This is a genomic window from Novosphingobium sp. G106, assembly GCF_019075875.1.
Lineage (GTDB): Bacteria > Pseudomonadota > Alphaproteobacteria > Sphingomonadales > Sphingomonadaceae > Novosphingobium.
The window spans coordinates 4,759,865-4,785,346 of sequence record NZ_JAHOOZ010000001.1 but is presented as its reverse complement, the minus strand read 5'-3'; the positions used below and the strand labels follow the sequence as shown (position 1 = coordinate 4,785,346).

General features: G+C 64.5%; 36 protein-coding genes, 1 tRNA gene and 3 pseudogenes. 16 read left to right on the top strand and 24 right to left on the bottom strand.

The window, feature by feature from the left end; translation table 11 throughout:
* Positions 1–123 precede the first annotated feature (123 nt).
* Complete coding sequence (locus KRR38_RS23100; protein WP_217405822.1) at positions 124–558, top strand: RcnB family protein; 435 nt, start codon at positions 124–126, stop codon at positions 556–558.
* Positions 559–808: 250 nt separating this feature from the next.
* Here KRR38_RS23100 and KRR38_RS23095 read toward each other — a convergent pair whose 3' ends face one another.
* The 8 genes and pseudogenes from KRR38_RS23095 to istA all read right to left on the bottom strand — a co-directional run.
* Positions 809–1,423: a PEPxxWA-CTERM sorting domain-containing protein gene (locus tag KRR38_RS23095; protein WP_217405821.1), complete on the bottom strand. Its 615-nt coding sequence runs from the start codon at positions 1,421–1,423 to the stop codon at positions 809–811.
* 855 nt (positions 1,424–2,278) lie between these two features.
* Positions 2,279–2,542 carry a hypothetical protein gene (locus tag KRR38_RS23090; RefSeq protein ID WP_217405815.1) on the bottom strand — a complete coding sequence of 88 codons (264 nt, stop codon included), beginning with the start codon at positions 2,540–2,542 and terminating at the stop codon, positions 2,279–2,281.
* Positions 2,539–2,823: a hypothetical protein gene (locus tag KRR38_RS23085; protein WP_217405820.1), complete on the bottom strand. Its 285-nt coding sequence runs from the start codon at positions 2,821–2,823 to the stop codon at positions 2,539–2,541. Before KRR38_RS23085 ends, KRR38_RS23090 begins: the two co-directional genes overlap by 4 nt.
* A gap of 27 nt (positions 2,824–2,850) precedes the next feature.
* Positions 2,851–3,108 carry a hypothetical protein gene (locus KRR38_RS23080; protein ID WP_217405817.1) on the bottom strand — a complete coding sequence of 86 codons (258 nt, stop codon included), beginning with the start codon at positions 3,106–3,108 and terminating at the stop codon, positions 2,851–2,853.
* Positions 3,109–3,279: 171 nt separating this feature from the next.
* Positions 3,280–3,729, bottom strand: coding sequence for a hypothetical protein (locus KRR38_RS23075; RefSeq protein WP_217405818.1), 450 nt, complete (start codon positions 3,727–3,729; stop codon positions 3,280–3,282).
* A gap of 150 nt (positions 3,730–3,879) precedes the next feature.
* On the bottom strand, positions 3,880–4,053 hold the full coding sequence (locus tag KRR38_RS36385) for a helix-turn-helix domain-containing protein (RefSeq protein WP_254515647.1): 174 nt from the start codon (positions 4,051–4,053) through the stop codon (positions 3,880–3,882).
* A gap of 176 nt (positions 4,054–4,229) precedes the next feature.
* Positions 4,230–4,958 (bottom strand): IS21-like element helper ATPase IstB, encoded by a 729-nt coding sequence (istB, locus tag KRR38_RS23065; protein ID WP_217401355.1) that lies wholly within the window; start codon positions 4,956–4,958, stop codon positions 4,230–4,232.
* Positions 4,945–5,991, bottom strand: a pseudogene (gene istA, locus KRR38_RS23060) (IS21 family transposase); the annotation flags it as partial. The gene istB and the pseudogene istA, both read right to left, overlap by 14 nt.
* Between istA and KRR38_RS37870 the strand changes: the two are divergent.
* The 6 genes and pseudogenes from KRR38_RS37870 to KRR38_RS23035 form a co-directional block, all read left to right on the top strand.
* Positions 5,914–6,320, top strand: a pseudogene (locus KRR38_RS37870) (recombinase family protein); the annotation flags it as partial. The pseudogenes istA and KRR38_RS37870 sit on opposite strands and share 78 nt — an antisense overlap.
* Before the next feature lie 93 nt (positions 6,321–6,413).
* On the top strand, positions 6,414–6,509 hold the full coding sequence (locus KRR38_RS37865) for a helix-turn-helix domain-containing protein (protein ID WP_375293468.1): 96 nt from the start codon (positions 6,414–6,416) through the stop codon (positions 6,507–6,509).
* A gap of 150 nt (positions 6,510–6,659) precedes the next feature.
* Complete coding sequence (locus KRR38_RS23050) at positions 6,660–7,109, top strand: hypothetical protein (RefSeq protein WP_217405818.1); 450 nt, start codon at positions 6,660–6,662, stop codon at positions 7,107–7,109.
* Positions 7,110–7,280: 171 nt separating this feature from the next.
* Positions 7,281–7,538 (top strand): hypothetical protein, encoded by a 258-nt coding sequence (locus KRR38_RS23045; RefSeq protein WP_217405817.1) that lies wholly within the window; start codon positions 7,281–7,283, stop codon positions 7,536–7,538.
* A gap of 27 nt (positions 7,539–7,565) precedes the next feature.
* Positions 7,566–7,850: a hypothetical protein gene (locus KRR38_RS23040; protein WP_217405816.1), complete on the top strand. Its 285-nt coding sequence runs from the start codon at positions 7,566–7,568 to the stop codon at positions 7,848–7,850.
* Entirely contained in the window at positions 7,847–8,110 is a 264-nt protein-coding gene (locus KRR38_RS23035) for a hypothetical protein (RefSeq protein ID WP_217405815.1), read from the top strand. Before KRR38_RS23040 ends, KRR38_RS23035 begins: the two co-directional genes overlap by 4 nt.
* 280 nt (positions 8,111–8,390) lie before the next feature.
* Here KRR38_RS23035 and KRR38_RS23030 read toward each other — a convergent pair whose 3' ends face one another.
* The 3 genes and pseudogenes from KRR38_RS23030 to KRR38_RS23025 form a co-directional block, all read right to left on the bottom strand.
* Entirely contained in the window at positions 8,391–9,515 is a 1,125-nt protein-coding gene (locus KRR38_RS23030) for a site-specific integrase (protein WP_217405814.1), read from the bottom strand.
* Between the two features lie 129 nt (positions 9,516–9,644).
* Positions 9,645–9,800 (bottom strand): annotated as a pseudogene (locus KRR38_RS37860) (DUF6538 domain-containing protein); the annotation flags it as partial.
* Positions 9,801–9,986: 186 nt separating this feature from the next.
* Positions 9,987–10,061 (bottom strand) — tRNA-Gly (locus KRR38_RS23025).
* 202 nt (positions 10,062–10,263) lie between these two features.
* Here KRR38_RS23025 and KRR38_RS23020 point away from each other — a divergent pair.
* Both KRR38_RS23020 and KRR38_RS23015 read left to right on the top strand, forming a co-directional pair.
* Positions 10,264–11,172 carry a tetratricopeptide repeat protein gene (locus KRR38_RS23020; protein ID WP_217405813.1) on the top strand — a complete coding sequence of 303 codons (909 nt, stop codon included), beginning with the start codon at positions 10,264–10,266 and terminating at the stop codon, positions 11,170–11,172.
* 9 nt (positions 11,173–11,181) lie between these two features.
* Entirely contained in the window at positions 11,182–11,805 is a 624-nt protein-coding gene (locus KRR38_RS23015) for an LON peptidase substrate-binding domain-containing protein (RefSeq protein ID WP_217405812.1), read from the top strand.
* Positions 11,806–11,808: 3 nt separating this feature from the next.
* Here the strand turns inward: KRR38_RS23015 and KRR38_RS23010 are convergent, their stop codons facing one another.
* The 7 genes from KRR38_RS23010 to KRR38_RS22980 all read right to left on the bottom strand — a co-directional run bounded on the left by KRR38_RS23010 (position 11,809) and on the right by KRR38_RS22980 (position 16,727).
* Positions 11,809–12,432 carry a MarC family protein gene (locus KRR38_RS23010; RefSeq protein WP_217405811.1) on the bottom strand — a complete coding sequence of 208 codons (624 nt, stop codon included), beginning with the start codon at positions 12,430–12,432 and terminating at the stop codon, positions 11,809–11,811.
* 1 nt (position 12,433) lies between these two features.
* A complete protein-coding gene (locus KRR38_RS23005) occupies positions 12,434–13,174 on the bottom strand; it encodes a hypothetical protein (protein ID WP_217405810.1) in 741 nt (246 codons plus the stop codon).
* Positions 13,171–14,070, bottom strand: a complete 900-nt coding sequence (gene folD / locus KRR38_RS23000; RefSeq protein WP_217405809.1) for a bifunctional methylenetetrahydrofolate dehydrogenase/methenyltetrahydrofolate cyclohydrolase FolD — start codon at positions 14,068–14,070, stop codon at positions 13,171–13,173. The genes KRR38_RS23005 and folD overlap by 4 nt, the downstream gene beginning before the upstream one ends.
* Positions 14,067–14,360: a YggT family protein gene (locus tag KRR38_RS22995; RefSeq protein ID WP_217405808.1), complete on the bottom strand. Its 294-nt coding sequence runs from the start codon at positions 14,358–14,360 to the stop codon at positions 14,067–14,069. The genes folD and KRR38_RS22995 overlap by 4 nt, the downstream gene beginning before the upstream one ends.
* A 76-nt stretch (positions 14,361–14,436) precedes the next feature.
* Positions 14,437–15,042 carry a hypothetical protein gene (locus KRR38_RS22990; protein WP_254514941.1) on the bottom strand — a complete coding sequence of 202 codons (606 nt, stop codon included), beginning with the start codon at positions 15,040–15,042 and terminating at the stop codon, positions 14,437–14,439.
* 44 nt (positions 15,043–15,086) lie between these two features.
* A complete protein-coding gene (gene argB / locus KRR38_RS22985) occupies positions 15,087–15,986 on the bottom strand; it encodes an acetylglutamate kinase (protein WP_217405807.1) in 900 nt (299 codons plus the stop codon).
* A 54-nt stretch (positions 15,987–16,040) separates the two neighbouring features.
* Positions 16,041–16,727 (bottom strand): queuosine precursor transporter, encoded by a 687-nt coding sequence (locus tag KRR38_RS22980; RefSeq protein ID WP_217405806.1) that lies wholly within the window; start codon positions 16,725–16,727, stop codon positions 16,041–16,043.
* Between the two features lie 158 nt (positions 16,728–16,885).
* Between KRR38_RS22980 and KRR38_RS22975 the strand changes: the two genes are divergently transcribed.
* A complete protein-coding gene (locus tag KRR38_RS22975; RefSeq protein WP_217405805.1) occupies positions 16,886–18,121 on the top strand; it encodes a NupC/NupG family nucleoside CNT transporter in 1,236 nt (411 codons plus the stop codon).
* A gap of 46 nt (positions 18,122–18,167) precedes the next feature.
* Here KRR38_RS22975 and KRR38_RS22970 read toward each other — a convergent pair whose 3' ends face one another.
* Complete coding sequence (locus tag KRR38_RS22970) at positions 18,168–18,491, bottom strand: hypothetical protein (protein ID WP_217405804.1); 324 nt, start codon at positions 18,489–18,491, stop codon at positions 18,168–18,170.
* A 133-nt stretch (positions 18,492–18,624) separates the two neighbouring features.
* Between KRR38_RS22970 and KRR38_RS22965 the strand changes: the two genes are divergently transcribed.
* From KRR38_RS22965 to KRR38_RS22955, 3 genes are all read left to right on the top strand, one after another.
* Positions 18,625–19,008 carry a DUF3592 domain-containing protein gene (locus KRR38_RS22965; RefSeq protein ID WP_217405803.1) on the top strand — a complete coding sequence of 128 codons (384 nt, stop codon included), beginning with the start codon at positions 18,625–18,627 and terminating at the stop codon, positions 19,006–19,008.
* A gap of 61 nt (positions 19,009–19,069) precedes the next feature.
* Positions 19,070–19,855, top strand: a complete 786-nt coding sequence (locus tag KRR38_RS22960) for an SDR family oxidoreductase (RefSeq protein WP_217405802.1) — start codon at positions 19,070–19,072, stop codon at positions 19,853–19,855.
* Entirely contained in the window at positions 19,855–20,310 is a 456-nt protein-coding gene (locus KRR38_RS22955; RefSeq protein ID WP_217405801.1) for a nuclear transport factor 2 family protein, read from the top strand. Before KRR38_RS22960 ends, KRR38_RS22955 begins: the two co-directional genes overlap by 1 nt.
* Here the strand turns inward: KRR38_RS22955 and KRR38_RS22950 are convergent.
* The gene (locus KRR38_RS22950) at positions 20,307–21,089 is read right to left on the bottom strand and encodes an alpha/beta fold hydrolase (RefSeq protein ID WP_217405800.1); all 783 of its coding nucleotides are present in this window, start codon (positions 21,087–21,089) and stop codon (positions 20,307–20,309) included. The two genes, KRR38_RS22955 and KRR38_RS22950, sit on opposite strands and share 4 nt — an antisense overlap.
* A 95-nt stretch (positions 21,090–21,184) precedes the next feature.
* On the opposite strand from KRR38_RS22950, the gene KRR38_RS22945 reads away from it, so the two are divergent.
* Complete coding sequence (locus tag KRR38_RS22945) at positions 21,185–21,532, top strand: DMT family protein (protein WP_217405799.1); 348 nt, start codon at positions 21,185–21,187, stop codon at positions 21,530–21,532.
* Here the strand turns inward: KRR38_RS22945 and KRR38_RS22940 are convergent.
* The gene (locus KRR38_RS22940) at positions 21,495–21,770 is read right to left on the bottom strand and encodes a KTSC domain-containing protein (RefSeq protein ID WP_217405798.1); all 276 of its coding nucleotides are present in this window, start codon (positions 21,768–21,770) and stop codon (positions 21,495–21,497) included. The two genes, KRR38_RS22945 and KRR38_RS22940, sit on opposite strands and share 38 nt — an antisense overlap.
* A gap of 51 nt (positions 21,771–21,821) precedes the next feature.
* Between KRR38_RS22940 and KRR38_RS22935 the strand changes: the two genes are divergently transcribed.
* Positions 21,822–22,253, top strand: coding sequence for a hypothetical protein (locus KRR38_RS22935; protein ID WP_217405797.1), 432 nt, complete (start codon positions 21,822–21,824; stop codon positions 22,251–22,253).
* Here the strand turns inward: KRR38_RS22935 and KRR38_RS22930 are convergent.
* From KRR38_RS22930 to ispG, 3 genes are read right to left on the bottom strand one after another with little or no spacing between them, the layout of a single operon-like run.
* Positions 22,244–22,726 carry a GNAT family N-acetyltransferase gene (locus tag KRR38_RS22930; protein WP_217405796.1) on the bottom strand — a complete coding sequence of 161 codons (483 nt, stop codon included), beginning with the start codon at positions 22,724–22,726 and terminating at the stop codon, positions 22,244–22,246. The two genes, KRR38_RS22935 and KRR38_RS22930, sit on opposite strands and share 10 nt — an antisense overlap.
* Positions 22,723–22,992 (bottom strand): hypothetical protein, encoded by a 270-nt coding sequence (locus KRR38_RS22925; protein WP_254514940.1) that lies wholly within the window; start codon positions 22,990–22,992, stop codon positions 22,723–22,725. Before KRR38_RS22925 ends, KRR38_RS22930 begins: the two co-directional genes overlap by 4 nt.
* Positions 22,964–24,109 carry a flavodoxin-dependent (E)-4-hydroxy-3-methylbut-2-enyl-diphosphate synthase gene (ispG, locus tag KRR38_RS22920; RefSeq protein ID WP_217405795.1) on the bottom strand — a complete coding sequence of 382 codons (1,146 nt, stop codon included), beginning with the start codon at positions 24,107–24,109 and terminating at the stop codon, positions 22,964–22,966. The genes KRR38_RS22925 and ispG overlap by 29 nt, the downstream gene beginning before the upstream one ends.
* Before the next feature lie 176 nt (positions 24,110–24,285).
* Between ispG and KRR38_RS37480 the strand changes: the two genes are divergently transcribed.
* Positions 24,286–25,482: a cytochrome P450 gene (locus KRR38_RS37480; protein ID WP_217405794.1), complete on the top strand. Its 1,197-nt coding sequence runs from the start codon at positions 24,286–24,288 to the stop codon at positions 25,480–25,482.

Here is a 25,482-nt window from a genome sequence, read left to right as displayed (position 1 = left end):
CGTTCACGTGGCGATCAGGACCGATGGGGCACAACCATAAGCGCTGTGGGGAACAAAGCGCGCTACCGGGCCGTTAGTTCTCCCGCTGAAAACGCCGAAAACGGCGCAATGCAAGGAGCTGGTATGAACAAGATCTTTTCAGGCGCTATGGCGGGGCTTGTTGCCATCGCCAGCGTGGTGACCGCGGTCCCCGCCGTGGCACAGAACCGAGACAGTGACCGCGATGGCCGTTCGGACCGCCGCGAATGGAACCGTGATCGCAATCATGACGGCCGCCGCGACCAGTACGACCGCCACGACAACCGTCGCCAGCAGTATCGCTGGAACAGCTATGGCGGCCGCTACGGCTACAACGGCTATCGTGGCCGTTGGCGCGAAGGCCAGCGCTTCACCTATTGGAACAACAGCCGTTACTACGTGAACGACTGGCGCCGCTATGACCTGCCGCCGCCGCGCGCCGGCTATCGCTATTACCGCGACACCAACGGCGACATCATCATGGCCGCGATCGCCACCGGCGCGATCGGCCTGATCCTCGGCAGCCAGCTCGGCCGCTAAAGGAAACGAGAAGCGGAGCGGCTGGTGCAATGCCCGGCCGCTCCGCTGGCTCTATCGTCACGAAAAAATGGCGAGGTGTCTGCAGCCACCCCACTCGGCGCGGTGCGGCTGCGGAAGGGGGAACCGTTAGCCTGCACCGGCTAAGACGGATGTAGGCAGCCCCCACGGCATTTCAACCGCACGCATCTGTCCACCGGAAAAGGGGATGCCAAGGCACCCCCCTTCCCGCCAAGCAGGACCCTGAACCGCTTCAGGCGAGATGATACCGGATGCGCTGCCTTTGCCGGCGGCGCATCGCGGCACCCGCCACGCCGATTCCTAGGATCATCAGGCCCCAGGTCGCGGGCTCGGGGACTGCATCGGTCACCCCGTCGACCCGGAACTGCTTCGCGGTGAGGATTCCGGGATCGAAGGTAAAGGCGAGACTGTTGATCCCGCTTCCGGTCAGAATGAACTTATTCTGACCACTCGAATCGAGCGTGCAGAGCAAGCAGCCGTCGAAAAGAGACGCGCCGTTCACCAGCAGCGTGAAGATGCCATCCTCCTCGCCGTCGAAACTGAAAGTGATTTTGTTCCAGCTCTTGGCGAAGTCGACGGTCAGGTCATCGATTACACCGCCATCGGGATAAACCGTGGCTTCGCCGCCGCCCGTCATGGTCAGCCCACCGGTCGAGCCGAACGTCACTGCCGAGCCGTCAATATTGACATGCGCGTTGAGCGTCGGCCCGGTCTGCGTGCCGTCTGAATGCACGCCAAAGCCAGTGCCGAAGCTTCCAGAGTCGAGCGTGAAACCGTCGACCACATCGACAGCGAGAGCTGGAGCCGAGAAAGCAGCGAGCGAACAGCTCAATGCCACGGCCATCATATTGAGTTTGTACGTCATCGTCAGGCTCCTTTGCCGACGGGTGGATCGCCCCGTCGGCAGCAAAGGGTGATTGCCGGATGTCCAGCGGCGACCCCAAGCCTCGCGACCTGTTCTATCTGTAAAGACTCAGTGGATGGCCCGTTATACTCCCCCCAGGTCGCGGCAAGGCATTGGCAATGCCCAATGCAAGTTACAAACTGGTAAGTTGAGACGCGACGTGACCGCACTGCAGGAATATCCGCAAGTGTCATGATCTTGCATTATTGTGGACCGTCTCAAAAGAAAGCCTGAACAGCAGAAAACGCATTCTTTTCGCCAAGAGGTTAACTCAGTATGATCGGTAGAATATATCCTGTAAAAATCACTACACCGCGTCAATAATTTGAAATAGGCTCCCCCAAGCATTTGATTCCGAAATCGCCTGTTAAAATCACTTGTTTTACTTGGGTTTTCCTAAGGCCAAATGACTGATCCTGAAGGATTCATCGGAGCGCAGGTTGCCAAGTCGTCGGAAGCAGAGCCGTAACGCATCTGCAACCCCGATTGTATTTTTCCAATGATTTAGGTGTGTTAACCCTTCTCGGCCACAGCGGTGACGACTGCCGTCGCGCCCGTGAGTTTCCCATCCATGCTGCAGCGGCGGCAGTCGCAGCCGGGCGACCCTAGCCTTGCAACCGGGAAGCGTCTGTCCACGTGAATGTGTGAAGACTGGAGCGGGCGAAGGGAACGCGTCCGGGCTGCTGATGATCGGCAGATCATGAAGCCCACCATCGGCTGTCGCTACGCACTGCTCGATGGTCCCGGGCGATGATTCCGGATCATTGGTGGCCATGGCTTCGTGGCAGCCTTGATCGATCATCGTGCCACCGTGGGTCTGACGATCTGGCTCGGGAGCATGATGTCGAACTCGGCGTAGCCTTCCTCGATCTCATCGGTTCGGACCACGCGTGCGGTCATGTCGGATGGGTCGATCATGCGGATTGCCCAGTGCGGATCGCGTGCAAGGCGGCACACCTCGATCTTGATGGGCTCGTGATCCTCCACGCGGATCGTCAATGCGACGGTATCGGTGATGACCATCAGACGGGGCTGCGCTTCGGTCGGGGAAGGCTCTCTCATAGCCCGATGGCCCGACACAGCGGACAGGTGGTCGGGGCGTCGTCGTCATAGGACTCGATGCCATCTCTCTCCAAGTCGGCTTCGAAGGCCCGCAAGGCATCTTGATCGGTCAAGAAGTCCTCGGCCCACATGATTGCGGTTCCGGCCTGATTGACGATCTTGAGCGTCCATCGGGGCTCGGCCATGTCACGGTAAATCTGGACTTCGACGCTCCTGTCATCGCGCCTGACCGTGCGGGAGAGCGGCGATGTCTCGGTAATCTGGGAGGGCTCTTTCATCAACGGATGCTCTCACGGATCGGTGAGGCGTCAACCAATGTCTTTGCGGCGGTCGAAGCCCATGCCCTTCATCCGACTTGAGTAGCCCGGCAGATCACGAGCATGGCGGTTCATCGACGCCCCGAGGATCGTGGTGCAGGTCGGGATGTAGGGCGGTTCCTCTGGCTTCGGCTTTGGTGTCCGGAGCAGGGTCAGGAACGCGATTACGGCATAGGCGACACTGGCGATCGCAGCCATCACGGTGGCCGCCGCGCCGATGATGGCGAGGGCAGTATTGAGGTCGGTCATCTTGATCTCCTTGGGGTTGATGACTTTCCCTGCCTGCTCGATGGCGTCACATCACGGGCGAACTGGCTGCACCGCCGAGAACCAAGCCCAGATTTTTCGGGTCGATCTCGTCGCCCCGAACGCAAAAAGGGCGGCTCTCGGAGCCGCCCTTTCCGTTGACCTGACGCTGGATCAGTCGAGTTCGAAGTAGATGCGCAGCGAGCGGAAGGTCGTTGGCGTCACGGCATACTGCCCTTCGCCTTCGCCGACCTCTTCCCAGTTGTCCCACGCGAACAGGAAGGCATTGTCGTCGCCCGTGATCGTGCGAGTGCGCTGGGTCACGCGGCCTTGGAAGTGGCCGATCTTCTCGATGCCGATGGCAGTGAGCAGTTTGGCTTGGATAACCGGCCCGTGTTCGGCGAAGACCTTGAGCCCAGCGATGGTCTTGTCCGAGCAGCCCGCCATGAACTCCTCGATCTGGCCGGGCGTCAGATCGACGACCGACTCGAAGTCTTCCTCTGTGAAGCCCGTGGGCAACTGGCCCGGGTTCGCCTTGGGCTTCGAAGTTAGAACGGCGAGGATTTCCGCTCGCGTCGAGGGCGAGAACGAGGTAAAGTCTTCCTTGGTAAGAACGATCATCATGGTAGCCTCCATAGGTCAGTTTTGCCATTTGAGGGGTCAGATGGCCGTCTGACCCCTCAACTCCAAAAACTGGACCCTTGAAGTTCACCTGTCAACTGCAAAATTTGACCGGTCAGATTATTTTTTGACAGGTCAGATTCTGCTGTCAGTTTACCCAGCCAACGCCCGGTAGACCGACGCCCGACCGATTCCGAGTTCCCGGGCGATCTGGGACGCTCCCAAGCCAGTCTGGCGAAGCTCCTGCACTCTGCTGACATCGACGCTCGGCTTACGCCCCCCGGTAGCGTCCTTCGGCTGTAAATAGGCGTTGAACCGGGACCCCATATCGGCGTGCAAAAGGGCCCCCCCTTTGCGGTTTGCAGGGCGGTTGTCCCGGTAGTCCATAGGAGGGACCCGCGGCCGTCGCCGCGCGCCTCCTAAAGCGCTGGCGGTGACGGCCGTGGGAGGTTCCTGTGGACCCACCGGGTCAACCGCCGGGTGGGGGGTCCGGGGGGAGGGTTTTAGCTCCGGTTTCTGAGGCGCCAGCTGTCGTTGCCGGTCTCGACGATGTCGCAGTGATGCGTGATGCGGTCGAGCAGCGCGGCCGTCATCTTGGGATCGCCGAACACGGTCGGCCATTCCCCGAACGCCAGGTTCGTCGTGATGATCACCGAGGTGCGCTCGTAGAGCTTGCTGACGAGGTGGAACAGCAGCTGGCCGCCCGAGCGGGCGAACGGCAGGTAGCCGAGCTCATCGAGCACGACGAGGTCAAGGCGCGAGAGCTGGGCCGCAAGCGCGCCTGCCTTGCCGAGGCGGCTCTCCTCCTCGAGCCGGTTCACCAGATCCACGGTGTTGAAGTAGCGGCCGCGGGCGCCGGCACGCACGACGCTGGCAGTGATCGCAACCGCGAGGTGGGTCTTCCCGGTCCCGGTGCCGCCGACCAGGACGATGTTGCGCTGTCCGGGCAGGAACGAGCCGGCATGCAGCGAGCGTACCAGCTGCTCGTTGATCGGTGTGCCTTCGAACACGAACGCATCGATGTCCTTCACCGTCGGCAGCCGGGCCGCAGTCATGCGATAGCGGATCGATGCCGCGTGGCGGTGAGCAGCCTCAGCGCGCAGCAGGTCGGTGAGGATCTCCATGGCGGTGCGCTTGCGCTGCATGCCCGTGGTGACCGCCTCGTCGAAGGCGCTGGCCATGCCCTTGAGGCCCAGGCCGCTCATCGCGGCGATCATCTCATGCCGCTGCACGGGCGCCTCGCAGCAGGTCGTATCGAGCACAGTCCGCGGTCGGCGGGTGGCTGAGCGCCAACGCTTCGGACGTCGCGATGGTCAGTGATCGGGGCGGCTCGCGCCGTCGTGCCAGGATGTTGAGGATCACATCGTCGCTGGCAGCGCCGGCGGCGAGCGCCTCGCGGATCGCGGCCTCGACCGCTTCGAGCCCGTCGGTGAGCACGGCAGAGAGCACGCGCACGAACCGGCGGTCGGCTTCATCGCCCGTTCCCAGCTTGCGCCTGAGCCGGGCCAGTGCTGGCGGGAGATCCCAGTCCTGGAACGGTGCCCCGTTCCTTAAGGCGCCCGGCTTCTTGGCCAGCACCGGCAGGTAGTGCCAGGGATCGAGGATCATCCGATCGCGGCCGAAGAAGCGGGGATGCTCGGCGACCACCTCGTCGTCGAGGCGGACCACGATCCGGTCGGCATAGGCGCGAACCTGCACCGCACGCCGGGCCGCCTTGGCCATGACCGAGTAGCGATTGCGGTCGAAGCTGATCAGGCAGGTGCCGGTTACCGCGTGCGGCGTCTCGTGGAAGCCGTCGAACGGCGCCAGCATCGCCTGGAGCGCCGGGCGCTCGGCGTCCCATGCCTCGGCGATCGTCAGCTCGCGCTGATCGGGATGGGGATGCAGCGCCGCCCAGCGGCGGCACTCGGCCTCAAGCCACCCGTTCAGTTCCTCCAGGCTCGCAAAGCGTAATCGGGGCTGGAAGAACCGGCCGCGCATCGTCTGCACCTGGTGCTCGACCTGGCCCTTCTCCCAACCCGCCGCTGGCGAGCAGGCGGTGGGCTCGATCATGTAGTGGTCGGCCATGATCAGGAACCGGCGGTTGAAGACCCGCTCCTTGCCCGTGAACACCGTCGTGACCGCGGTCTTCATGTTGTCGTAGATGCCCCGCGTCGGCACGCCGCCGAAGAAGGCGAACGCCCGCGCGTGGGCGTCGAACACCATCTCCTGCGTCTCGCGGGGATAGGCCCGCACGAACACCGCCCGCGATGCGCAAAGCCGCACAGTTCAGCGGGGCAGAGCCTCGACATCCAGATCGAAGCACTGACCGAGGCGGGGTGCGAGAAGCTGTTCAGCGAGAAGATGTCGGGACGCTCGGCAGGTGATCGCGAGCAACTTGGCCAAGCCATCGACTTCGTGAGGGAGGTGACACGCTGATCGTCACCCGGCTCGACCGTCTGGCCCGTAGTGTCGGTGACCTTCACCAGATCGTCGAGAAGCTGACGACCAAGGGCGTGGCGTTCCGATGCCTGAACCAGTCGGGCGTCGATACCGACACATCGACGGGCCGCTTGATGCTCGCCGTGCTTGGTGCGGTCGCCCAGTTCGAGAACGACATCCGCCGAGAGCGTCAGGCCGAAGGGATCGAGAAGGCCAAGGCCGAAGGACGCTACCGGGGGCGTAAGCCGAGCGTCGATGTCAGCAGAGTGCAGGAGCTTCGCCAGACTGGCTTGGGAGCGTCCCAGATCGCCCGGGAACTCGGAATCGGTCGGGCGTCGGTCTACCGGGCGTTGGCTGGGTAAACTGACAGCAGAATCTGACCTGTCAAAAAATAATCTGACCGGTCAAATTTTGCAGTTGACAGGTGAACTTCAAGGGTCCAGTTTTTGGAGTTGAGGGGTCAGACGGCCATCTGACCCCTCAAATGGCAAAACTGACCTATGGAGGCTACCATGATGATCGTTCTTACCAAGGAAGACTTTACCTCGTTCTCGCCCTCGACGCGAGCGGAAATCCTCGCCGTTCTAACTTCGAAGCCCAAGGCGAACCCGGGCCAGTTGCCCACGGGCTTCACAGAGGAAGACTTCGAGTCGGTCGTCGATCTGACGCCCGGCCAGATCGAGGAGTTCATGGCGGGCTGCTCGGACAAGACCATCGCTGGGCTCAAGGTCTTCGCCGAACACGGGCCGGTTATCCAAGCCAAACTGCTCACTGCCATCGGCATCGAGAAGATCGGCCACTTCCAAGGCCGCGTGACCCAGCGCACTCGCACGATCACGGGCGACGACAATGCCTTCCTGTTCGCGTGGGACAACTGGGAAGAGGTCGGCGAAGGCGAAGGGCAGTATGCCGTGACGCCAACGACCTTCCGCTCGCTGCGCATCTACTTCGAACTCGACTGATCCAGCGTCAGGTCAACGGAAAGGGCGGCTCCGAGAGCCGCCCTTTTTGCGTTCGGGGCGACGAGATCGACCCGAAAAATCTGGGCTTGGTTCTCGGCGGTGCAGCCAGTTCGCCCGTGATGTGACGCCATCGAGCAGGCAGGGAAAGTCATCAACCCCAAGGAGATCAAGATGACCGACCTCAATACTGCCCTCGCCATCATCGGCGCGGCGGCCACCGTGATGGCTGCGATCGCCAGTGTCGCCTATGCCGTAATCGCGTTCCTGACCCTGCTCCGGACACCAAAGCCGAAGCCAGAGGAACCGCCCTACATCCCGACCTGCACCACGATCCTCGGGGCGTCGATGAACCGCCATGCTCGTGATCTGCCGGGCTACTCAAGTCGGATGAAGGGCATGGGCTTCGACCGCCGCAAAGACATTGGTTGACGCCTCACCGATCCGTGAGAGCATCCGTTGATGAAAGAGCCCTCCCAGATTACCGAGACATCGCCGCTCTCCCGCACGGTCAGGCGCGATGACAGGAGCGTCGAAGTCCAGATTTACCGTGACATGGCCGAGCCCCGATGGACGCTCAAGATCGTCAATCAGGCCGGAACCGCAATCATGTGGACCGAGGACTTCTTGACCGATCAAGATGCCTTGCGGGCCTTCGAAGCCGACTTGGAGAGAGATGGCATCGAGTCCTATGACGACGACGCCCCGACCACCTGTCCGCTGTGTCGGGCCATCGGGCTATGAGAGAGCCTTCCCCGACCGAAGCGCAGCCCCGTCTGATGGTCATCACCGATACCGTCGCATTGACGATCCGCGTGGAGGATCACGAGCCCATCAAGATCGAGGTGTGCCGCCTTGCACGCGATCCGCACTGGGCAATCCGCATGATCGACCCATCCGACATGACCGCACGCGTGGTCCGAACCGATGAGATCGAGGAAGGCTACGCCGAGTTCGACATCATGCTCCCGAGCCAGATCGTCAGACCCACGGTGGCACGATGATCGATCAAGGCTGCCACGAAGCCATGGCCACCAATGATCCGGAATCATCGCCCGGGACCATCGAGCAGTGCGTAGCGACAGCCGATGGTGGGCTTCATGATCTGCCGATCATCAGCAGCCCGGACGCGTTCCCTTCGCCCGCTCCAAGTTCATCAAAAATCGCAGAAAACCGCCAAAAACCGTCGCCAAGACGGTCGCGGTCGAGCGTTGTCCCCACAAAGCGTCTACACAATGATGCCCGTGATGATGGGTTAAGTGTCGAGTTATCCTCGATAAATCATCATGCTGGCTCACGGTGCTCGACTGCCACCGACAGGTGGTCGAGGTTGAGCAGCGGAAAACGAACTGAGTTCAGTGCTTCGGCGAGCACCTTGGCTGGGTATCCGCTGCCGTAGTTGTCGGCGATTGCCGAGGACTTGCCGTCAGTGGTCCAACCGCCGAGGATCAGGGAGCGCTCGCGGTCAACTTTCGCTTCGCGCAATCCGTCCCGAAAGTTGTGGCGGAATGAGTGGTAGCAGGTCAGCGGTGCGTCTGCCTTGGCCGTCACGAGGAACCGCGAGAACCATTTTGACAGTGCGGTCGAACGGTATCCCAAATGACCCAGAGGCAGGTCCGGAAATAGATTTGGCTCGCCAGCAATGCGCTGGGCCTCGACGAATGCGAGGAAGCCGAACCGGGCAAGCTCATCGTGAATAGGGACAAGCCGCTCGCTCGCGGCGGTCTTGACCCGCTTCTGCTGCCCTGCCGCGTTGAGACCGGTCGCGACCTTGAAGCAGGCGATTCCATCGATCTTCACGATGTCGCTCACCTCAAGCTGGCAAATCTCGTTCATCCGAAGGCCGCTGAACAATGCAATCAGGGGAGCCCAGAAGCGAGCGCGGCGAGGTCTTGCAGGACCAGCCACCGAGAATCCGCGCTCGTCGTCCTTGCACCCCGTGAAAATCGGCGCTGCGAAAATGCGCCGCAACTGCTCGATGGAAAATGGCTTTCGTTTGTCCCGGCGCTTCACAGGGTCGCGGAGCTTGAGGCCCTTGAGCGGGTTGCGGTCGATGTAGCCCTCATCGATCGCCCAATGCATCACGCCACCGAAGCGGTTGATGTAAGCGTTCAGGTTCGCTGGGCTGATGAACCGTCTCTCGCCACGGGCAGCCGCCGCCGCGATGACATCGCGAAACGGCAGGTCGGGAAACCGCTTGTCGGCATGAGTTGGCATCCTGCGCAATAGATCGACGAACTCGCGACATCCTTCGCGCGTGATTCCGCCGATTGCTGTGTCAGCGCCGAATGCTTCGAGCACCCATTTGCGCGTAGTCCCATGGGCGATCGAGGTGCGCTTGGTCCATGCGTGCCGGGGGTCGGCAATGAACATGTCGTAGACCTCGCCAATCGAACGGGTCTGGATCATTGCTGGCACGCTTGTCGTCGGAAATGACGGCGAAGGGAGTGAAGCCACAAACTGCGGGGCGGGACCGTCTGCCAACGGTGCCGAGAGCGTCGGATCGCATGATCGGCCAAGATCAGCCCTCGCTCGCTCGAACTGGCTCTCAACCATCGCGGCGGCACGGTGAAGCCGTCGAAGCGCAACTGTGAAGCTGTCTGTATCGAGCGTCCGCCAGATTTCGCGCTGGCCCAAGACCTTCACCAGATCGGTCGGGACGCGTCTCCGGTAATGGTAGACGGCCCGCTTCAAGCAAAGCCCGGACGGTCGCTTGTGTAGACGGTTTGTGTAGACGCCAGCATGATGATTTATCGAGGATAACTCGACACTTAACCCATCATCACGGGCATCATTGTGTAGACGCTTTGTGGGGACAACGCTCGACCGCGACCGTCTTGGCGACGGTTTTTGGCGGTTTTCTGCGATTTTTGATGAACTTGGAGCGGGCGAAGGGATTCGAACCCTCGACCCCAACCTTGGCAAGGTTGTGCTCTACCCCTGAGCTACGCCCGCTCGAACGTCTCAGCCTGCTGCCACTGGGTGGCGGCGGGCCGGGGTGAGGCGCGCCACTAGCAGCGGGTTTCGCAGGCCGCAAGGGGGAAAGTGCAAGAAGTGCGAAGGCTTGTGCCGTGCACGCCTCCCGCGCGCTTTCGCCCTTCACAAACGCGGCGAAAAGCCCACATTGGCGCAGATCGTACCCAGTGGAGAACCCGCCTTGGCAAGCCTCGGCCTCAATATCGAAGAGCAGAAAGCCGTAGATCGTTTCCGCAAGGAGGTGGCGGAGCCGTCGATGACGAGCCTCGTCATCCTCGATTTCTGGGCCGAATGGTGCGGGCCCTGCAAGGCTCTGACCCCGACGCTGGAAAAGGTCGCTGCGGAATATGCCGACAAAGGCGTCGTTCTCGCCAAGGTCAACGTCGACGAAGAGCGCTTCATCGCCGACCAATTCCAGATCAAGTCCATCCCGACCGTCTATGCCATGTTCCAGGGCCAGCCGGTGGCGGACCTGACCCAGGCGCGTAGCGAATCGCAATTGAAGGCGCTTCTCGATCAATTGCTTGCCAAGCTGCCGGTCCAGCCCGGCGGCGAAGCCGCACCCGATCTCGCCCCGCTGCTCGCCATGGGTGAGGAAGTGCTTGCTGGCGGCGATGGGGATCGCGCGGCAAACGTATTCGCCCAGATTGTCGACATGGCACCGAACAATGCCCAGGCGATCGGCGGACTGATCCGCGCGCTGACCCTGTCTGATCGCGTCGAGGAGGCCGCAGAGCTGCTCGCCTCGCTTGAGCCAGAGCTTGCCAAGGACCCTTTGATCGATCGCGCGCGCGCCGCCGTCGATCTCGCCAAGTACAAGCCCGATGAAGGCCAGATCGCCGCGCTGCGCGCTGCCGCGGTCGAACGCCCGGCCGACATGGAGGCCCAGCTCGCTTTCGCCACTGCCGCCTTCGCAGCGGGTGACCGCGATGCCGCCGCCGACACGCTGCTGCGGATGATCGCCGCCGACCGCGAATGGAACGAGGGCGCGGCGCGCGCCAAGCTGCTGCAGATGTTCGATGCCATCGGGCTCGAGGATCCCTGGGTCTCCGCGACGCGCCGGCGGCTTTCAACCGTCCTGTTCGGTTAGGCCCGGATCGTGGGTGAGGGAAAAACGAGGATCACCATCTTCCCGCTTACGGGCGCGATCCTCTATCCCGGCCTTCATCTGCCGCTGCACATCTTCGAGCCGCGCTACCGCGCGATGATCAGCGATGCGCTGGCGCGTGACCGGCGCATCGGCATGATCCAGCCGCAGCGTGAGCACGAAGGCGCGCCACTGTTCCAGGTCGGCTGCCTCGGCCGCATCGGCGACGTCCAGGCGCTCGACGACGGCCGCTTCAATGTGGTCCTCGAAGGCGAGGCGCGCTTCCGCGTGCTGCGCGAACTCGACGTGACCACGCCCTTCCGTCAGATCGAGGCCGAACTTCTGCCCGAGAACGAGGACGAGGCGCTTGCCGCGATCGAGCGCGCCAGCTTCGAGCGCGAGGCGCGCCGCTTTGCCGATGCGCAGGGCTATCGGGTCGACTGGGATTCGGTGTCGCGGCTCGACGACATGTCGCTGATCAACGGCGTCTGCCAGATCGCCCCGTTCGACGCGGCGGCCAAGCAGGCACTGCTCGAAGCCGACGGGATCGGGACGCGGTGCGAGTTGTTGATCCAGCTGATGCAGTTCTTCGGCCGGCGCGACAGCGACGACGACGACGGAGTGACGCTGCAGTAGGCTCTAGCCGGCCATCACGGCTCGCAGACCGTCGATCACGTACTGCGCCGCCAGGGCAGCCAGGAGGACACCCAGGAGCCGTGTGACCACCGCTTCGGCCTTCGCGCCGACCAGTCGCATGAGCGGACCCGCGGCGAGCAGCGCGAGCAGGCAAAGCACCATCACCGCGGCGAGCGCCGCGAGGATCACCAGCGTCGCCTCGGTCCCTTCGGCGCGCGCCATCAGCAGCATGATCGTGGCGATCGAGCCGGGGCCGGCAATCATCGGTATGGCCAGCGGGAAGACCGAGACGTCGTCCACTTCCTCGGCCGTGAGAATTTCCTCGGCGCGCTTCTCGCGGCGCTCGGTCCGCTTCTCGAAGACCATGTCGATGGCGATGAGGAACAGCATGATGCCGCCGGCGATGCGGAAGCTGTTGAGTTCGATATGCAGCGCGCCGAGCAGATTCTCGCCGAACAGCGCGAAGACGAACAGGATCAGCGCCGCAATGATGCAGGCGCGGATCGCCATGCGCCGTGCCGCGGGAAGCGGCGCACTGCTGGTCAGCCCGGCGAAGATCGGCGCGCAGCCCGGCGGGTCGATGACGACGAACAGCGTGACGAAGGCGGAGACGAAAAGGTCGATCACGTCAGCCGCCGGCAACGTGCTCGTTGCGGATTTCCTGCATCTGCCCTTCGACCTGCATCTGCGCGGTGAAATCGTGCGTGCCGGCCGCGTCGGCGGTGACGCGCCAGGTCAGGCTGCCGTCGGTCGACTTGCCTTCGCGTTTAGTCGGATCGAACGGAGCGGGCGGCGCTTTCGCCTGCTTCGGCGGCTTGCCCGGCTTGTGCGCCTGCCCTCCCGGACGCGGGCCGGCGTGACGCTCGGGACAGGTGGCGACGTGGGCGCCGATCATGTCGGGCGCGGCGATGGGATCCTTGGTCTCGTCGCCGTGGTCGAAGACCCATTTGTAGCCGCCCTTCTCCTGACGCTGCCAGACGGTGGTGAACCAGCCGTGCTTGTCGTTCCGCTGCCAGGCGCCCGTCGTGACCATCAGCGAGCCGTCGCAGCTCGACCAGACCTCGTGCGGCTGCCAGGTCAACGGTAAAGGCGGATTGGCGCGGCCCTTGAGCCAGGGATGGGCGAGCGTCAGGGCCGGCGTGAACATCACCGCATCATCCGCCGCGGTTGCGGCGAAGGCAGTCCACTGGCCCTTGTCGCGGGCGAGCTGGGCGAAGGCAATCTCGGCGGCGATGGCCGCGCTGGGATTGGCGTAGCTGAAGCGCGAGCTTCCCGGCCCACCCCGCATGCCGCCTTCCGGACGCCGCTCCTGCGCCTGGGCTCCACTCGCGAGAGCGAGCAGCGCCAGGCAGGCGAGGAAACGCTTCAAATCGCGTCCGCCGCGAGTGCTATCCCGGCATTGCGGTGCGCGGCAACGATGGTGTTGCGCAGCAAGACGGCGATGGTCATCGGCCCCACACCACCCGGCACCGGCGTGATCGCGCCGGCAACCGCGCTGACATCGGCGAAGTCGACATCGCCGACGAGACGGCCCTTCTCGGCGCCTTCCGCGGGCGGCAGGCGATTGATGCCCACGTCGATCACAGTTGCGCCCCGCTTGATCCAGTCGGCCTTGACCATCTCGGCGCGGCCGACCGCCGCAACGACGATGTCGGCGCGGCGCACGACTTCAGGCAGGTCCTTGGTGCGGCTGTGCGCGATCGTCACCGTGCAGTTCTCACCCAGCAGCAACTGCGCCATCGGCTTGCCGACGAGGATCGAGCGGCCGATGACGACCGCGTTCAGCCCCGAGAGGTTGCCCAGCCGGTCCTTGAGCAGCATCAGCGAGCCCAGCGGCGTGCAAGGCACGAGGCCGGGCTGGCCCAGCGCGAGCCGACCCGTGCTGATCGGAGTCAGCCCGTCGACGTCCTTGCTGGGATCGATCCGGTCCACCACTTCCTGTTCGTCGAGCTGCTTGGGCAGCGGAAGCTGGACGAGGATGCCGTCGACCGCGGCATCGGCGTTGAGCCGGTCGACCAGCGCCAGCAGCACTTCCTGCGTCGTGTCCTCGGGCAGCTTGTGCTCGAAGCTCGCCATGCCGCTGGCGACGGTCTGCTTGCCCTTCGAGCGGACATAGACCTGGCTCGCCGGATCCTCTCCGACGAGTACCACGGCCAGGCCCGCCTTGCGGCCCGCGGCGGCCTCGAACGAGGCGGCGAAAGTGGCGACGCGGCCGCGCAGGCCCTCGGCGAAGGCCTTGCCGTCGATGATGGAAGCTTGGGTCATAGTGCTGCGAATGCCAGGTTCTTGAGGATGATCTGGATGATGGTGAGCCCGATGATCAACACCATAGGCGAAAGGTCCACCGCCCCGGTATTGGGCATGATCTTGCGGATCGGCGCCAAGACGGGCTCGAGGATCGCGTTCACCGCGCGCCAGATGGCCGCGACGAAATCGTTGTGCATGTTCACCACGTTGAACGAGATGAGCAGGCTCATCACGAACTGGACGATCACGACGATGACGATGATGTTGATGAGGTAGGAAACGATTTCGTAGAGCGTGAAGAACAGCAAGGCCGTGCCTTTCAGCGGTCAAGGTCGAGCGCTGATAGCCGAGCGAGGCCGGATCGGGAAGAGTGCTGCTGCAGCCCTACTGCCCCTGCCCAATCGTGCTGCGTTCGATGTGCCAGCGCAGTTGCTCCGCCGTGGCGCCATCGACGTCGTTGACCCGCCGCAGGACCAGACTGCCATGTTCGGACAGGCCCGAGCCGAAGCGCAGCATCGCCGGGACCTCGTAATAGAGTGAGCCCGCCGCGCCTTCGCTGATGCCCTTGCCGACGGTGAGCTGCGGCGCCTCCGCCCGGTCGTAGGACTCCTTCAGCGTTTTCGCCGTCACCCCGCTGCCCTCACCCCAGGCCTTCGCCGCCGCCGCCCAGTCGCGCGCGCCGAGCGCGGCGGCGTAATAGCGGAGCAGGCTGTCGGGGTCCTCTCGATCGTTGAGCGCGCCGGTATCGAGGGGCGGCGGAGCCTTGGACGCGACCGCGCTCGGTCTCGCGATCGGTGCGGGCGCAGGCGTGGCGGCGGCGGACGGGACGACCGCCGCTTCACTAGGCGCGGGCTCGGGCTTCTCCCGGTTACATCCGGTCGCCAAAGTCAAAAGGACGAGCGCAGCGACGCCGGCGTTGCGCGTGCGCTTCGACGAGCTCAGCGTGAGCGGGTCTCGGGAATTGAGCGGACCTGGGGTATCTGGCGACATCCGCTCAGCCTGAGCTTGTCGAAGGCCGCGCGCAACCCTCGCCCCTAGCCGGCCTTGATCAACGTGCCCGCGCCGCGCGAGGTGAAGAATTCGAGCAGCATCGCGTGCGGTACCCGCCCGTCGAGCACGACGGCCGCCTCGCAGCCCGCCAGCACCGCATGGACGCAGGTCTCGAGCTTGGGGATCATGCCGCCCTGGATCGTGCCGTCCGCGCTCAGCCGGTCAATGTCGGCCGGGGTCAGCTGGGTCAGCAGGTTCTTGTCCTTGTCGAGCACGCCGGTCACGTCGGTCAGCAGGAACAGCCGTGCCGCGCCGATCGCCGCGGCGACCGCACCGGCCATGGTGTCGGCGTTGATGTTGTAGGTCTCGCCATCGGTGCCCGCCGCGATCGGCGCGATCACCGGGATCATGCCCGCGTTCGAAAGCGTCTCGATCACCGAGGTATCGACCGTCTCGGGCTCGCCGACGAAGCCGAGATCGACGACCTGCTCGATGTTGCTTTCGGGGTCTTTCTTTGTTCGGGTGACCTTGCTCGCGGTCACCATGTTGCCGTCCTTGCCCGAGATGCCGATGGCCTTGCCGCCGGCAGCACTGATCCAGGCGACCAGTTCCTTGTTGATCGCGCCCGACAGGACCATCTCGGCAACCTGCGCGGTCGCCTTGTCGGTGACGCGGAGGCCATCGATGAACTGCGATTCGACGCCGAGCTTCTTGAGCATCGCGCCGATCTGCGGCCCGCCACCGTGGACGACGACCGGGTTGATGCCGATGGCCTTGAGCAGCACCACGTCCTCGGCAAAATCGCGCGCAAGCTCGGGATCGCCCATGGCGTGGCCGCCGTATTTCACGACGAAAGTGCGCCCGGCATAGCGCTGCAGATAGGGCAGCGCCTCGATGAGCGTTTCGGCCTTGGCGAGCATCGCGGGATCGTGGGGATTCGACATGCCTCGCGCTTTACCGCGCTGGGCCGCGATTTGAAGTATTTTCAGCGCGCCCGATCAGCGGGGACGGTCGAGCCAGCGCCCCAACCGGACGAACAGATAGATGAACGGCGGCACCATGATCGTCGATAGCACCAGCTTCGAGATGATCTGGCCCTCCATGATATTGACGATCGGCATCGGCTGGCCCGTCTGGTCGACCACGCCGTAGAACGAGATCGTGATGAAGATCACGGTGTCGACCACTTGGCTGAGCATCGAGGCGATCCAGGCGCGCAGCATCAGCGCTTTCCCCTGCCCACCGGCGATCCGCGAGAACAGCGCGACGTTGAGCGTCTGCGAAGTGCCGTAGGAAATGAGCCCGGCGAACTGCATCCGTGCTCCCTGGCCGAGCAGGCGGGCGAAGGCGTCCTGATCGTGCCAGAACGCCGCCGGCGGCACCACGTGGATCACCAGGGTCAGCAGCACCATCGAGACGATCAGCGGAATGAAGCCGAAACGGACCAGCTTGTTCGCCACGCCCTGACCGAACAGCTCGGCAACCGCGCTCGACATCACGACGAGAAGGAGGAAGGCGAAGATGCCCGATTCCACCGCAAGGTCACCCAGCAACGGCCAGTGCCCCAGCGAAGCGAGCTTGGTGCCCAGCACCCCCGCGAGCACCGCGAGGCCGCCATAGAGCAGCGCGAAGACGAATAGCGATCGGGGGATAAGCCCCCCGGTGTCCTGGGCCCGATCCTGCATCGCCGCGGGTCTAGCGGTCGCTCCCGTGATTTGCACTAAGCGCCGGCCGGCAGACACCGCGTTGCCCACGGATTTCGCGCCAGGCCTCTATGCGCGCTGGCGAGCCGCCGTTACCTGTCCGGATGTAAATAACCGCGCCGGGGGGGAACCAAGCGCCCATGCATATCGCCTACAGCCTGCTGGGCATCCTGCTGATCCTGACCCTGGCCGTGGCGCTCTCGTCGAACCGCAAGGCGATCCGGCTGCGTGTGGTCGGCGCGGCCTTCGCGCTTCAGGTGGGCCTCGCCGCGCTGGTACTGTACTTCCCGCCGGGCAACTATGCGCTGCAAGGGGTAGCGAGCGGCGTCGCCAGCCTGCTCGGCTATGCCCATGCCGGCACCGCCTTCCTGTTCGGTCCGCTGGCCAAGCCAGAGATCGGCGGCACCAGCTTCGCCATTTCCGCGCTGCCGGTGATCATCTTCTTCGCCGCGCTGATCTCGATCCTCTACTACGTCGGCGTGATGCAGCTCGTCATCCGCTGGATCGGCGGCGGGCTGGAGAAAGTCACGGGCATTTCCAAGGTCGAGAGCCTCTGCGCCGCCTCGAACATCTTCGTCGGCCAGAGCGAGAGCCCGCTGGTGATCCGGCCCTATCTCGCCGGCCTCGCCCCCTCGCAGCTGTTCTGCGTGATGACCGTGGGCATGGCGGGCGTCGCCGGGACGATCCTCGCGGCCTATGCCTCGATGGGCATCCGCATCGACTACCTCGTCGCCGCGGCCTTCATGTCGGCGCCGGGCGGCATCCTCATGGCCAAGCTGATCATGCCCGACCCGCCGGGGCTCGATCTCGACGCCGGCGTCGATGCCGCAGCGCTGCACGACGATGGCGAAGCGCGCCCGGCCAATGTCATCATGGCCGCCAGCCAGGGCGCGCAGACCGGCGTCAAGCTCGCCGTTGCGGTGGGCGCCATGGTGCTGGCCTTCGTCGCGCTGGTGGCGCTGGCGAACGGCTTCGTCGGCTGGCTGGGCGGGCTGTTCGGCCTCGAAGGCGTGACCTTCCAGTCGCTGCTCGGCTACGTCTTCGCGCCGGTGTTCTACCTGCTCGGCGCCGCGAGCTGGCCCGAGGCGCTCCACGCGGGCAGCCTGTTCGGCACCAAGATCGTGCTCAACGAATTCGTCTCGTTCATCGACCTGGGCCAGGCGACCGATCTCAGCCCCCGCACCGTCGGCGTCGTGACCTTTGCCTTGTGCGGCTTCGCCAATTTCAGCTCGATCGCGATCCAGATGGCGGTGACCGGTGGCCTCGCCCCCAACCAACGCCCGGCGATCGCCCGGCTGGGCATGCGCGCGCTCGCCGCGGGCAGCCTGTCCAACCTGATGAGCGGGGCGCTCGCGGGATTGTTCCTGAGCCTGTAAACGAGACGATTGGAGGCCTCTTGCGAGAAGCCTCCATCCTTAGGCTTCAGCCGTGACGCGTCCAACAACGCGTCACGCGATGCCCGTCATGCCACCGCTTGCTGCAGACCCGGCGCGTCCCGGGCCCGTCGCGCGAATCGTGGCGGACCACGCGGCTATTGCCCATCGTATCTGTGGTTCTGCGCACGACCGTGCGCGAGCCGTCGGGGCGATCGACCGTCCGCGTGGCCGCGGTTCCGCCGGGTGTGTCGACGCGCGACGTCGTCCGGACGTTGCCATTGGGCATCTGTTCCTGCGTCGTCACCTGACCCAGAGCCGGGCCGGCCAAGACCAGGAGGAACGCCACTGCACTTATCGTTATATGCTTCATGCCTTGCCTTTCATGAGGCTCGCCCATCCATTCCCTGGGGGTCGCAACGTCGGGCCGCGCGACATGTTCCGCGCACGCCAGCGCTTCGAAACACCTTGCAAAAACTTAACCGAGCTCGGGTAAGATCGCGGCGATGGAAACCGCGATCCTCCTGACCGGTCTGTTCCTCTGCCTCGTCACGCTCTGGCTACTCGGCCGGCACGACTGGGTGCGGCTGACCCGGGCGCGACGCCGCGTCACCGCAAGCGTCACTGGCCACCGCGTGACCCGCGACGACGCGACGTCCTATTCGGCGATCTACGCCTTTACCGACGAAAGCGGCCGGCACGAAGTGACCGATGCGGTCTACGAGGCAACACCGCGCCCGCCCATCGGCGCGGTCTGCGAGCTGGTCTATCCCGCAGGCCGCCCTGACCTCGCCCGCCCGCCACGTCTCGTCCTCTGGCTCTGCGTCTATGCCGTCTGCTCGGGCTGCGCCGTGGCGATCGTTGCCCGGATGGCCGGGTATATCGGCTAGCCCCTTCCACCGCTGGCCGCATCCGCGCTAGGCTGCGGCCAAAGTTTTGGAAGGGATCAGGATGAGCGCATTTCTCGAACGTTACGGCCCGGTCGCGCTCGTCACCGGCGCGTCCTCGGGCATCGGCTGGGCCTTCGCGGAGGAGCTTGCCACGCGCGGCTTCGATCTCGTCCTCGCTGCCCGCCGCACCGACCGGCTCGAGCAATTGGCCGCGAAGCTCGAAGCAGCGCACGGCACTGCGACGCAGCTCTGCGAATCTGACCTGTCCAAGCCCGATGCGCCGGCCGCGCTGCTCGCCGCGACCGCGGGCAAGGACATCGGCCTCGTCATCAGCAACGCCGGCTTCAACATCCGCGGCTATTTCGAGACGACCGACGCGGTCGAGATGGCTGAGATGCTGACCGTCAACTGCCACGCACCGATGCAGCTCGCACACGGTTTCCTGCCACGGCTCAAGGCGCGGGGGAAAGGCGGGATCGTCTTCACCAGCTCGGTCGAAGGCTTCATCGGCTGCCCCTTCTCGACCGCCTATTCGGCTACCAAGGCGCTGGTCATCGGCCTTGGCGAAGGCCTGTTCGGTGAACTGGCCGGCAGCGGCGTCGACGTGCTGACACTGTGTCCCGGCGCGACCGAGTCCGAAGCGACGGCCAAATATGCGGAGAAATATGCGGCGGTGCCCAACATGCAGCCCGCACGCGAAGTTGCGCAGCTCACGCTCGACAACATCACCAACGGCCCGGTCTTCGTGCCCAACGCTCACTACAAGGCGCAGTTTGAGCAACTGACCGCGATGCCGCGCGCGCAGGCTGTGGTGGCGATGGCCTCGGCGCTCAAGGCCACGCTCTGATGGAACCGCTCGAGCGGCTTCTGGCCATCGAGGACATCAAGACGCTGCGTGCCAAGTACTGCCGCTCGATCGACAGTCACACCTTCGACCGGCTGCGCGAGGTGCTTACCGAGGATTTCGTGCTCGACATGTCGCCGACCGGCAAGGTGCTGGGCAGCGAAGTGGCGCCGATCGAGGGACGCGAGACGGTGATCGGCATGATGCACAAGGCCTTCGCGCCGATGAAGATGCTGCTCCACATCGTCACTATCCCCGAGATCGAATTCCAAGACGAGCGCCACGCCACTGGCATCTGGCGGCAGGAAACGTTCATCAAGGAGACCCGCCCCGAACTGCCCGGCCTCGGCTTGGCCTATGCGACTGTGTTCGACACCTATCGCAAGGAACCTGGTCTGACGGAGACCGGCGGCTGGCGCATCGCTTCGGTGCGGGTGGAACTCGACATCGTCCTCTAGCGCGGCAGCAGCGGCCCGATAGGCTTCATCCCCACCGCTTCCATGAACAATGCCGCCAACTCGGCCGGACGGCTGAGAAAGGGCGAGTGCGAGGCATCGATCGTCAGCGGCTGGACGCCGAGGCGGCGGACGACCTCCTTCGTCATCGCGTGCGGCTTGGCGCGATCCTGCGTGCAATGGATGTAGCTGCGCGGCAGTTGGGCTTCCCAGAAGGCGCCGAGGTGGAGCTTCTCCTCAGGGAACGGCGAGATGCCGGGCGAGAGTTTCGAGAATGCCCAGTCGACCGTCGCCTCGTCGCAATCGTGGTAGAAGAAGTCGCGCGCGCCATCGCGGCTGGTCCAGTCCATCGTGCCATCGGGCAGCAATGAAATAAAGCGCAGCATGCCGGTGTCGTCGTCCATGAGCTGGACCGCGCGGGCGTGCCCGCTCTCGTCCTGCTCGGTCGCGCCGCCCGTCGCCTCGACCACGGTCTTGCCCTCGATCGGCAGGCCGGCGGCGAGGAAGATCAGGTGGCCGACCTTCTCGGGCGCATGGTTCGCCGCCACCGCGATGTCGTAGCCGCCGCCCGAGTGGCCGACGAGCACGTCGCCGGGCTGCAGGATATCGAGGATCGGCTGGATGCGGCCCTGGAAGTTCACCGGCCGCTCGGCCCGCCGCTCGCCGTGGCCGGGCAGGTCGAGCGCAATCGCCTCGTGCCCGAGCTTCTCCAGTTCGGGCACCACCCGATCCCAACACCAACCGCCGTGGAAACCGCCGTGAACGAGGATGAAGCGCATCATGTGTCTCCCATCTTTCGCGGCAGACTAGGGTTGTGATCGAGCGATAACAACTGACCCGACTTGCCTCTCCGCGCAGCCGGCAGCACAAGGCGCGGATGCCGACGCTGATCCTGCTTTCGCTCTCGAACCTGTTCATGACAGCCGCCTGGTACTGGCACCTCAGGGGCGGCCCAGCGGTAGCCAATGCCCGACCGATCGCGCTGGTCATCGCGGTGAGCTGGGGACTGGCGCTGGTCGAATACTGCCTGGCAGTACCGGCCAACCGGATCGGCTACGCCAACGGCTGGAGCGCCGGGCAGCTCAAGATAGCGCAGGAGGCGATCGCGCTGACCATCTTCGGCGTTTTCATGGTCGTGGTGCTGGGCGAGGCGCTGACCTGGCGCCACTTCGCCGCCTTCGCCTGCATCATGGCCGCCGCCGGCTTCCTTTTCCTGGGGAAGTGAGCTTGTCCGCGACGACGGGAGCGGCGGGCGCCTCGGCCTGGTCCGCGAGTTCTTCGAACGGATAGCGGTCGCGAATGCGGGCGTTGAAGTAGCGGCCCTTCGAAATGGCCTCGCTCAGCTCCTCGACGACACGGGCCGGGACCATGAAATAGCGGTAGCTGCGCCCATTCTGGAACAGGACTTCAAGCGCGGCGCTGGCGTGGTCGTAGGCGAAGCTGCGGATGACGGTGGACGGCATGACGCCATAACGCGCGAGCCCCCGCGGAAGGTTCCATGCTAGCGTGACGCGATGAAACGAATCCTGCTCGGCCTCGTCCTGCTGCTCACGCTCGGCGCCGGCGTTCCCGCCACCCGCATACTCGACAACACCGCGGCCCAGCGATTGCGCGCCAACAAGGGCGTGACCTTGCAGTGGATTGACTGGAACACGCGCGGCAGCGCCCATGTCAGCGTCGCGAATGGCGCCTGGACGTTGCGCGCAGCGCAGGCCGAGGCAGGCGGGCCGGGACGGCTGTTCCTCGACGGCAGGGTGACCGAGATCGGCCGCGACTATTTCCTATTCGACGGCACGGTCCGCATCACCGACACGCCCGACAAAGGCCGGGCCTGCGAGAAGCACGACGTCTGGCGCTTCGCCGTGACCCAGAACCGCCGCTACTGGCGCATCCGCACTTTCGAATGGTGCGACGACCTGACCGACTACGTCGACATCTATTTCTGAGCGGCCAGTTCCACCAGCGCGTCGCCATCGACGCGCATGACCGTCCACTCGTCCATCGAGCGCGCGCCCATCTTCTTGTAGAGCCCGATCGCCGGGGCGTTCCAGTCGAGCACCCACCACTCGAACCGCGCACAGCCACGCTTGAGCGCGAGCCCGGCGAGATGGACGAGCAGCGCCTTGCCCAGTCCGCCGCCGCGCGCTTCGGGCCGAACGAACAGGTCCTCCAGGTAGATGCCCGGCTTGCCCTCGAAGGTCGAGAAATTGTGAAAGAACAGCGCGAAGCCCTGTGCGACGCCGTCGATTTCGCCAATCACGACCTCGGCCATCGGCCGCGAGCCGAACAGGTGCTCGCCGAGCAAGGCCGTGTCGAAGCGGACCTCATGCGCGAGCTTTTCGTATTCGGCCAATTCGCGGATCAGCGAAGCGATAAGCGGCAGGTCCTCGCGCGTGGCGGGACGGATCGACAGCGTCATGCCTGGTCGTTCTCGCCGACTTCGATCTTGCCGATGCGCAGCCGGTCGATCCGCGCATCCTTGATCCGCAGCTTGCCGATCGCCAGCGCGCCGATCGCGACGGCGCCCATGGCGATCGCGCCCAGCGCGAAGGAACCGAGCGCCAGCGTCCCCGCCGACAACGCACCAACGCCCACCGCCGGCAGCTTTGTCGGCGGCAGCTTGACGATGCCCTTGCGCGCCAGCTTGTCGTCCAGCTTATTCTGCAGCGTCGACTTCTCGTGCATCGTCGTTCTCCGCCCCCAGTCCGGCTTCCATTTCCGCCGCCTTGGCCTCGACCAGCGACACGATGTGATCGAGCATCGCCTCGCTCGACACGTGGTGGTCGGTCACGCCCGAGAGATAGACCATGTGCTTGCCGTTGCCGCCGCCGGTCACGCCGATGTCGGTCTCGCGCGCCTCGCCCGGTCCGTTGACGACGCAGCCGAGCACCGAAAGCGACAGCGGGGTCTTGATGTGCTGCAGCCGGCTTTCGAGTGCCTCGACCGTGCGGATCACATCGAAGCCCTGCCGCGCGCAACTGGGGCACGAGACGACGCGCACGCCGCGGGTGCGCAGGCCGAGCGATTTCAGGATCTCGAAGCCGACGCGCACTTCCTCCTCGGGCTCGGCCGAGAGCGATACGCGGATGGTGTCACCGATGCCGGCCCAGAGCATGTTGCCCATGCCGATCGATGACTTGACCGTGCCGCCGATCAACCCGCCCGCCTCGGTGATGCCAAGGTGCAGCGGGCAGTCGACTGCCTCGGCAAGGCCCATGTAGGCGGCGACCGCAAGGAACACGTCGCTGGCCTTCACCGCCACCTTGTATTCGTGGAAATCGTGATCCTGCAGCAGCTTGATGTGATCGAGCGCTGATTCGATCAGCGCCTCGGGGCAAGGCTCGCCGTATTTTTCGAGCAGGTCCTTCTCGAGGCTGCCGGCATTGACGCCGATGCGGATCGCGCAGCCGTTGGCCTTGGCCGCGCGCACGACCTCGGCAACACGCTCGGACGAGCCGATATTGCCCGGATTGATCCGCAGGCAGGCAGCGCCAGCATCGGCCGCTTCGAGCGCGCGCTTGTAATGGAAATGGATGTCGGCGATCAGCGGCACACGCGCCGCGCGGACGATCTCGCGGAAGGCCGCAGTGCTCTCCACGTCTGGACAGGACACGCGGATCAGGTCCGCACCCGCGTCCTCGCAGCGGCGGATCTGGTCGATCGTCGCCTTGGCATCTGCAGTGGGCGTGTTGGTCATGGTCTGGACAGTGATCGGCGCATCACCGCCGACTGGCACCGACCCTACCATGATCTGGCGGCTCTTGCGGCGCGCGATATCGCGCCAGGGACGTATCGAGGACATGTCGCCGCCCATAGCAGTTCGGAAACGATTATAAAACGCTGCGCGCGATGGCCGGCCAAATTGCCTGAGCCTGCGTCGTCCGAAGACTGCGCCTGAACACCAAGCGCTTGCAACTTGCCGCGAAACCGATCGGGCCTATGGTCCACGCTATCTCATAACATAACCGGAGTTGCCCCGTGGCCACCGCTGCCCAATGCCCGATCGATCCCAACCAAGACGACCGCAAGACCTGGCAGCTCTATGAAGAAGGCCGGATCTTCAAGAAGAACGCCGAAGTCGTCTACGAAGGCACGCGGGTGAAGGACATCCTGCGCAGCCCGCACCTCGTCCAGGACGGCATGGACGCAGCGGCCGCGCAGCGGATGAAGCCCGAGGAAGTGCCGCTGATCTTCCTCGACGGCAAGGCCCACCGCGACCGCCGCAAGCACATCACCAGCTACTTCGCACCGCGCTACATCAAGGAGCATTTCGAGCCCCTGATGCGCAAGACCGCCGACACGCTGATCGCCGACCTGGAGCGCGACAAGCAGCTGCGGATCGACGAGGTGTCCTGGCAGATGGCGGTCACGCTTGTCGGCGACCTGATCGGCGTCACCCGCGGCAAGTCGCGCGACGACATGAAGAAGACGGCGAAGCGGATCGAGAATTGCCTCTACGCCACCAAGATGCGCATGATGACCGGCTGGCAGCTCAAGCTCGCCAAGCTGCGCCGCGCCTACGACATGATGGTTTTCTGGCGCAAGGACGTGCTGCCGACGGTCAAGGCGCGCCGCGCAGCGCCTCAGGACGACGTGATCTCGACTCTGGTCAAGGAAAACTACAGCGACACCGCGATCCTCGCCGACGTGATGATGCTCTGCGGCGCGGGCATGCAGACCACGCGCGAGTTCATCTCGATGGCTGCCTGGCACATGCTGGAGAAGCCCTATCTCAAGGAAGCGTTCCTCACCGCCGACTACGACGGGAAGATGGGCATCCTCGAGGAGATCCTGCGGCTCGATCCGATCGTCTCGACGCTCTACCGCCGCGCGCCCCAGGATCTGAACGAGAAGGCGAAGGACGAGTTCGCCGCCGGCACCCGCTACGGCGTCTCGATCCGCCACGCCAACCACGATCCCGAACTGGTCGGCCCCTGCCCCCACGCGATCGACCTGACGCGCAAGGAAAAGCTCGGCGATCAGGCCCCGATGATGAGCTTCGGCAACGGCATGCACCGCTGCCCGGGTTCTCCGTTGGCGTTCAACGAGACGCTGTTCCTGATGGACCGGCTGCTGCGCGTGCCGGGCGTCAAGCTCGCCTCGCAGCCGAAAATGGTGTGGGAACCGAACGTCTCGACCTTCGAGATCACCAACGTCCTGGTGACCTGCGACTGA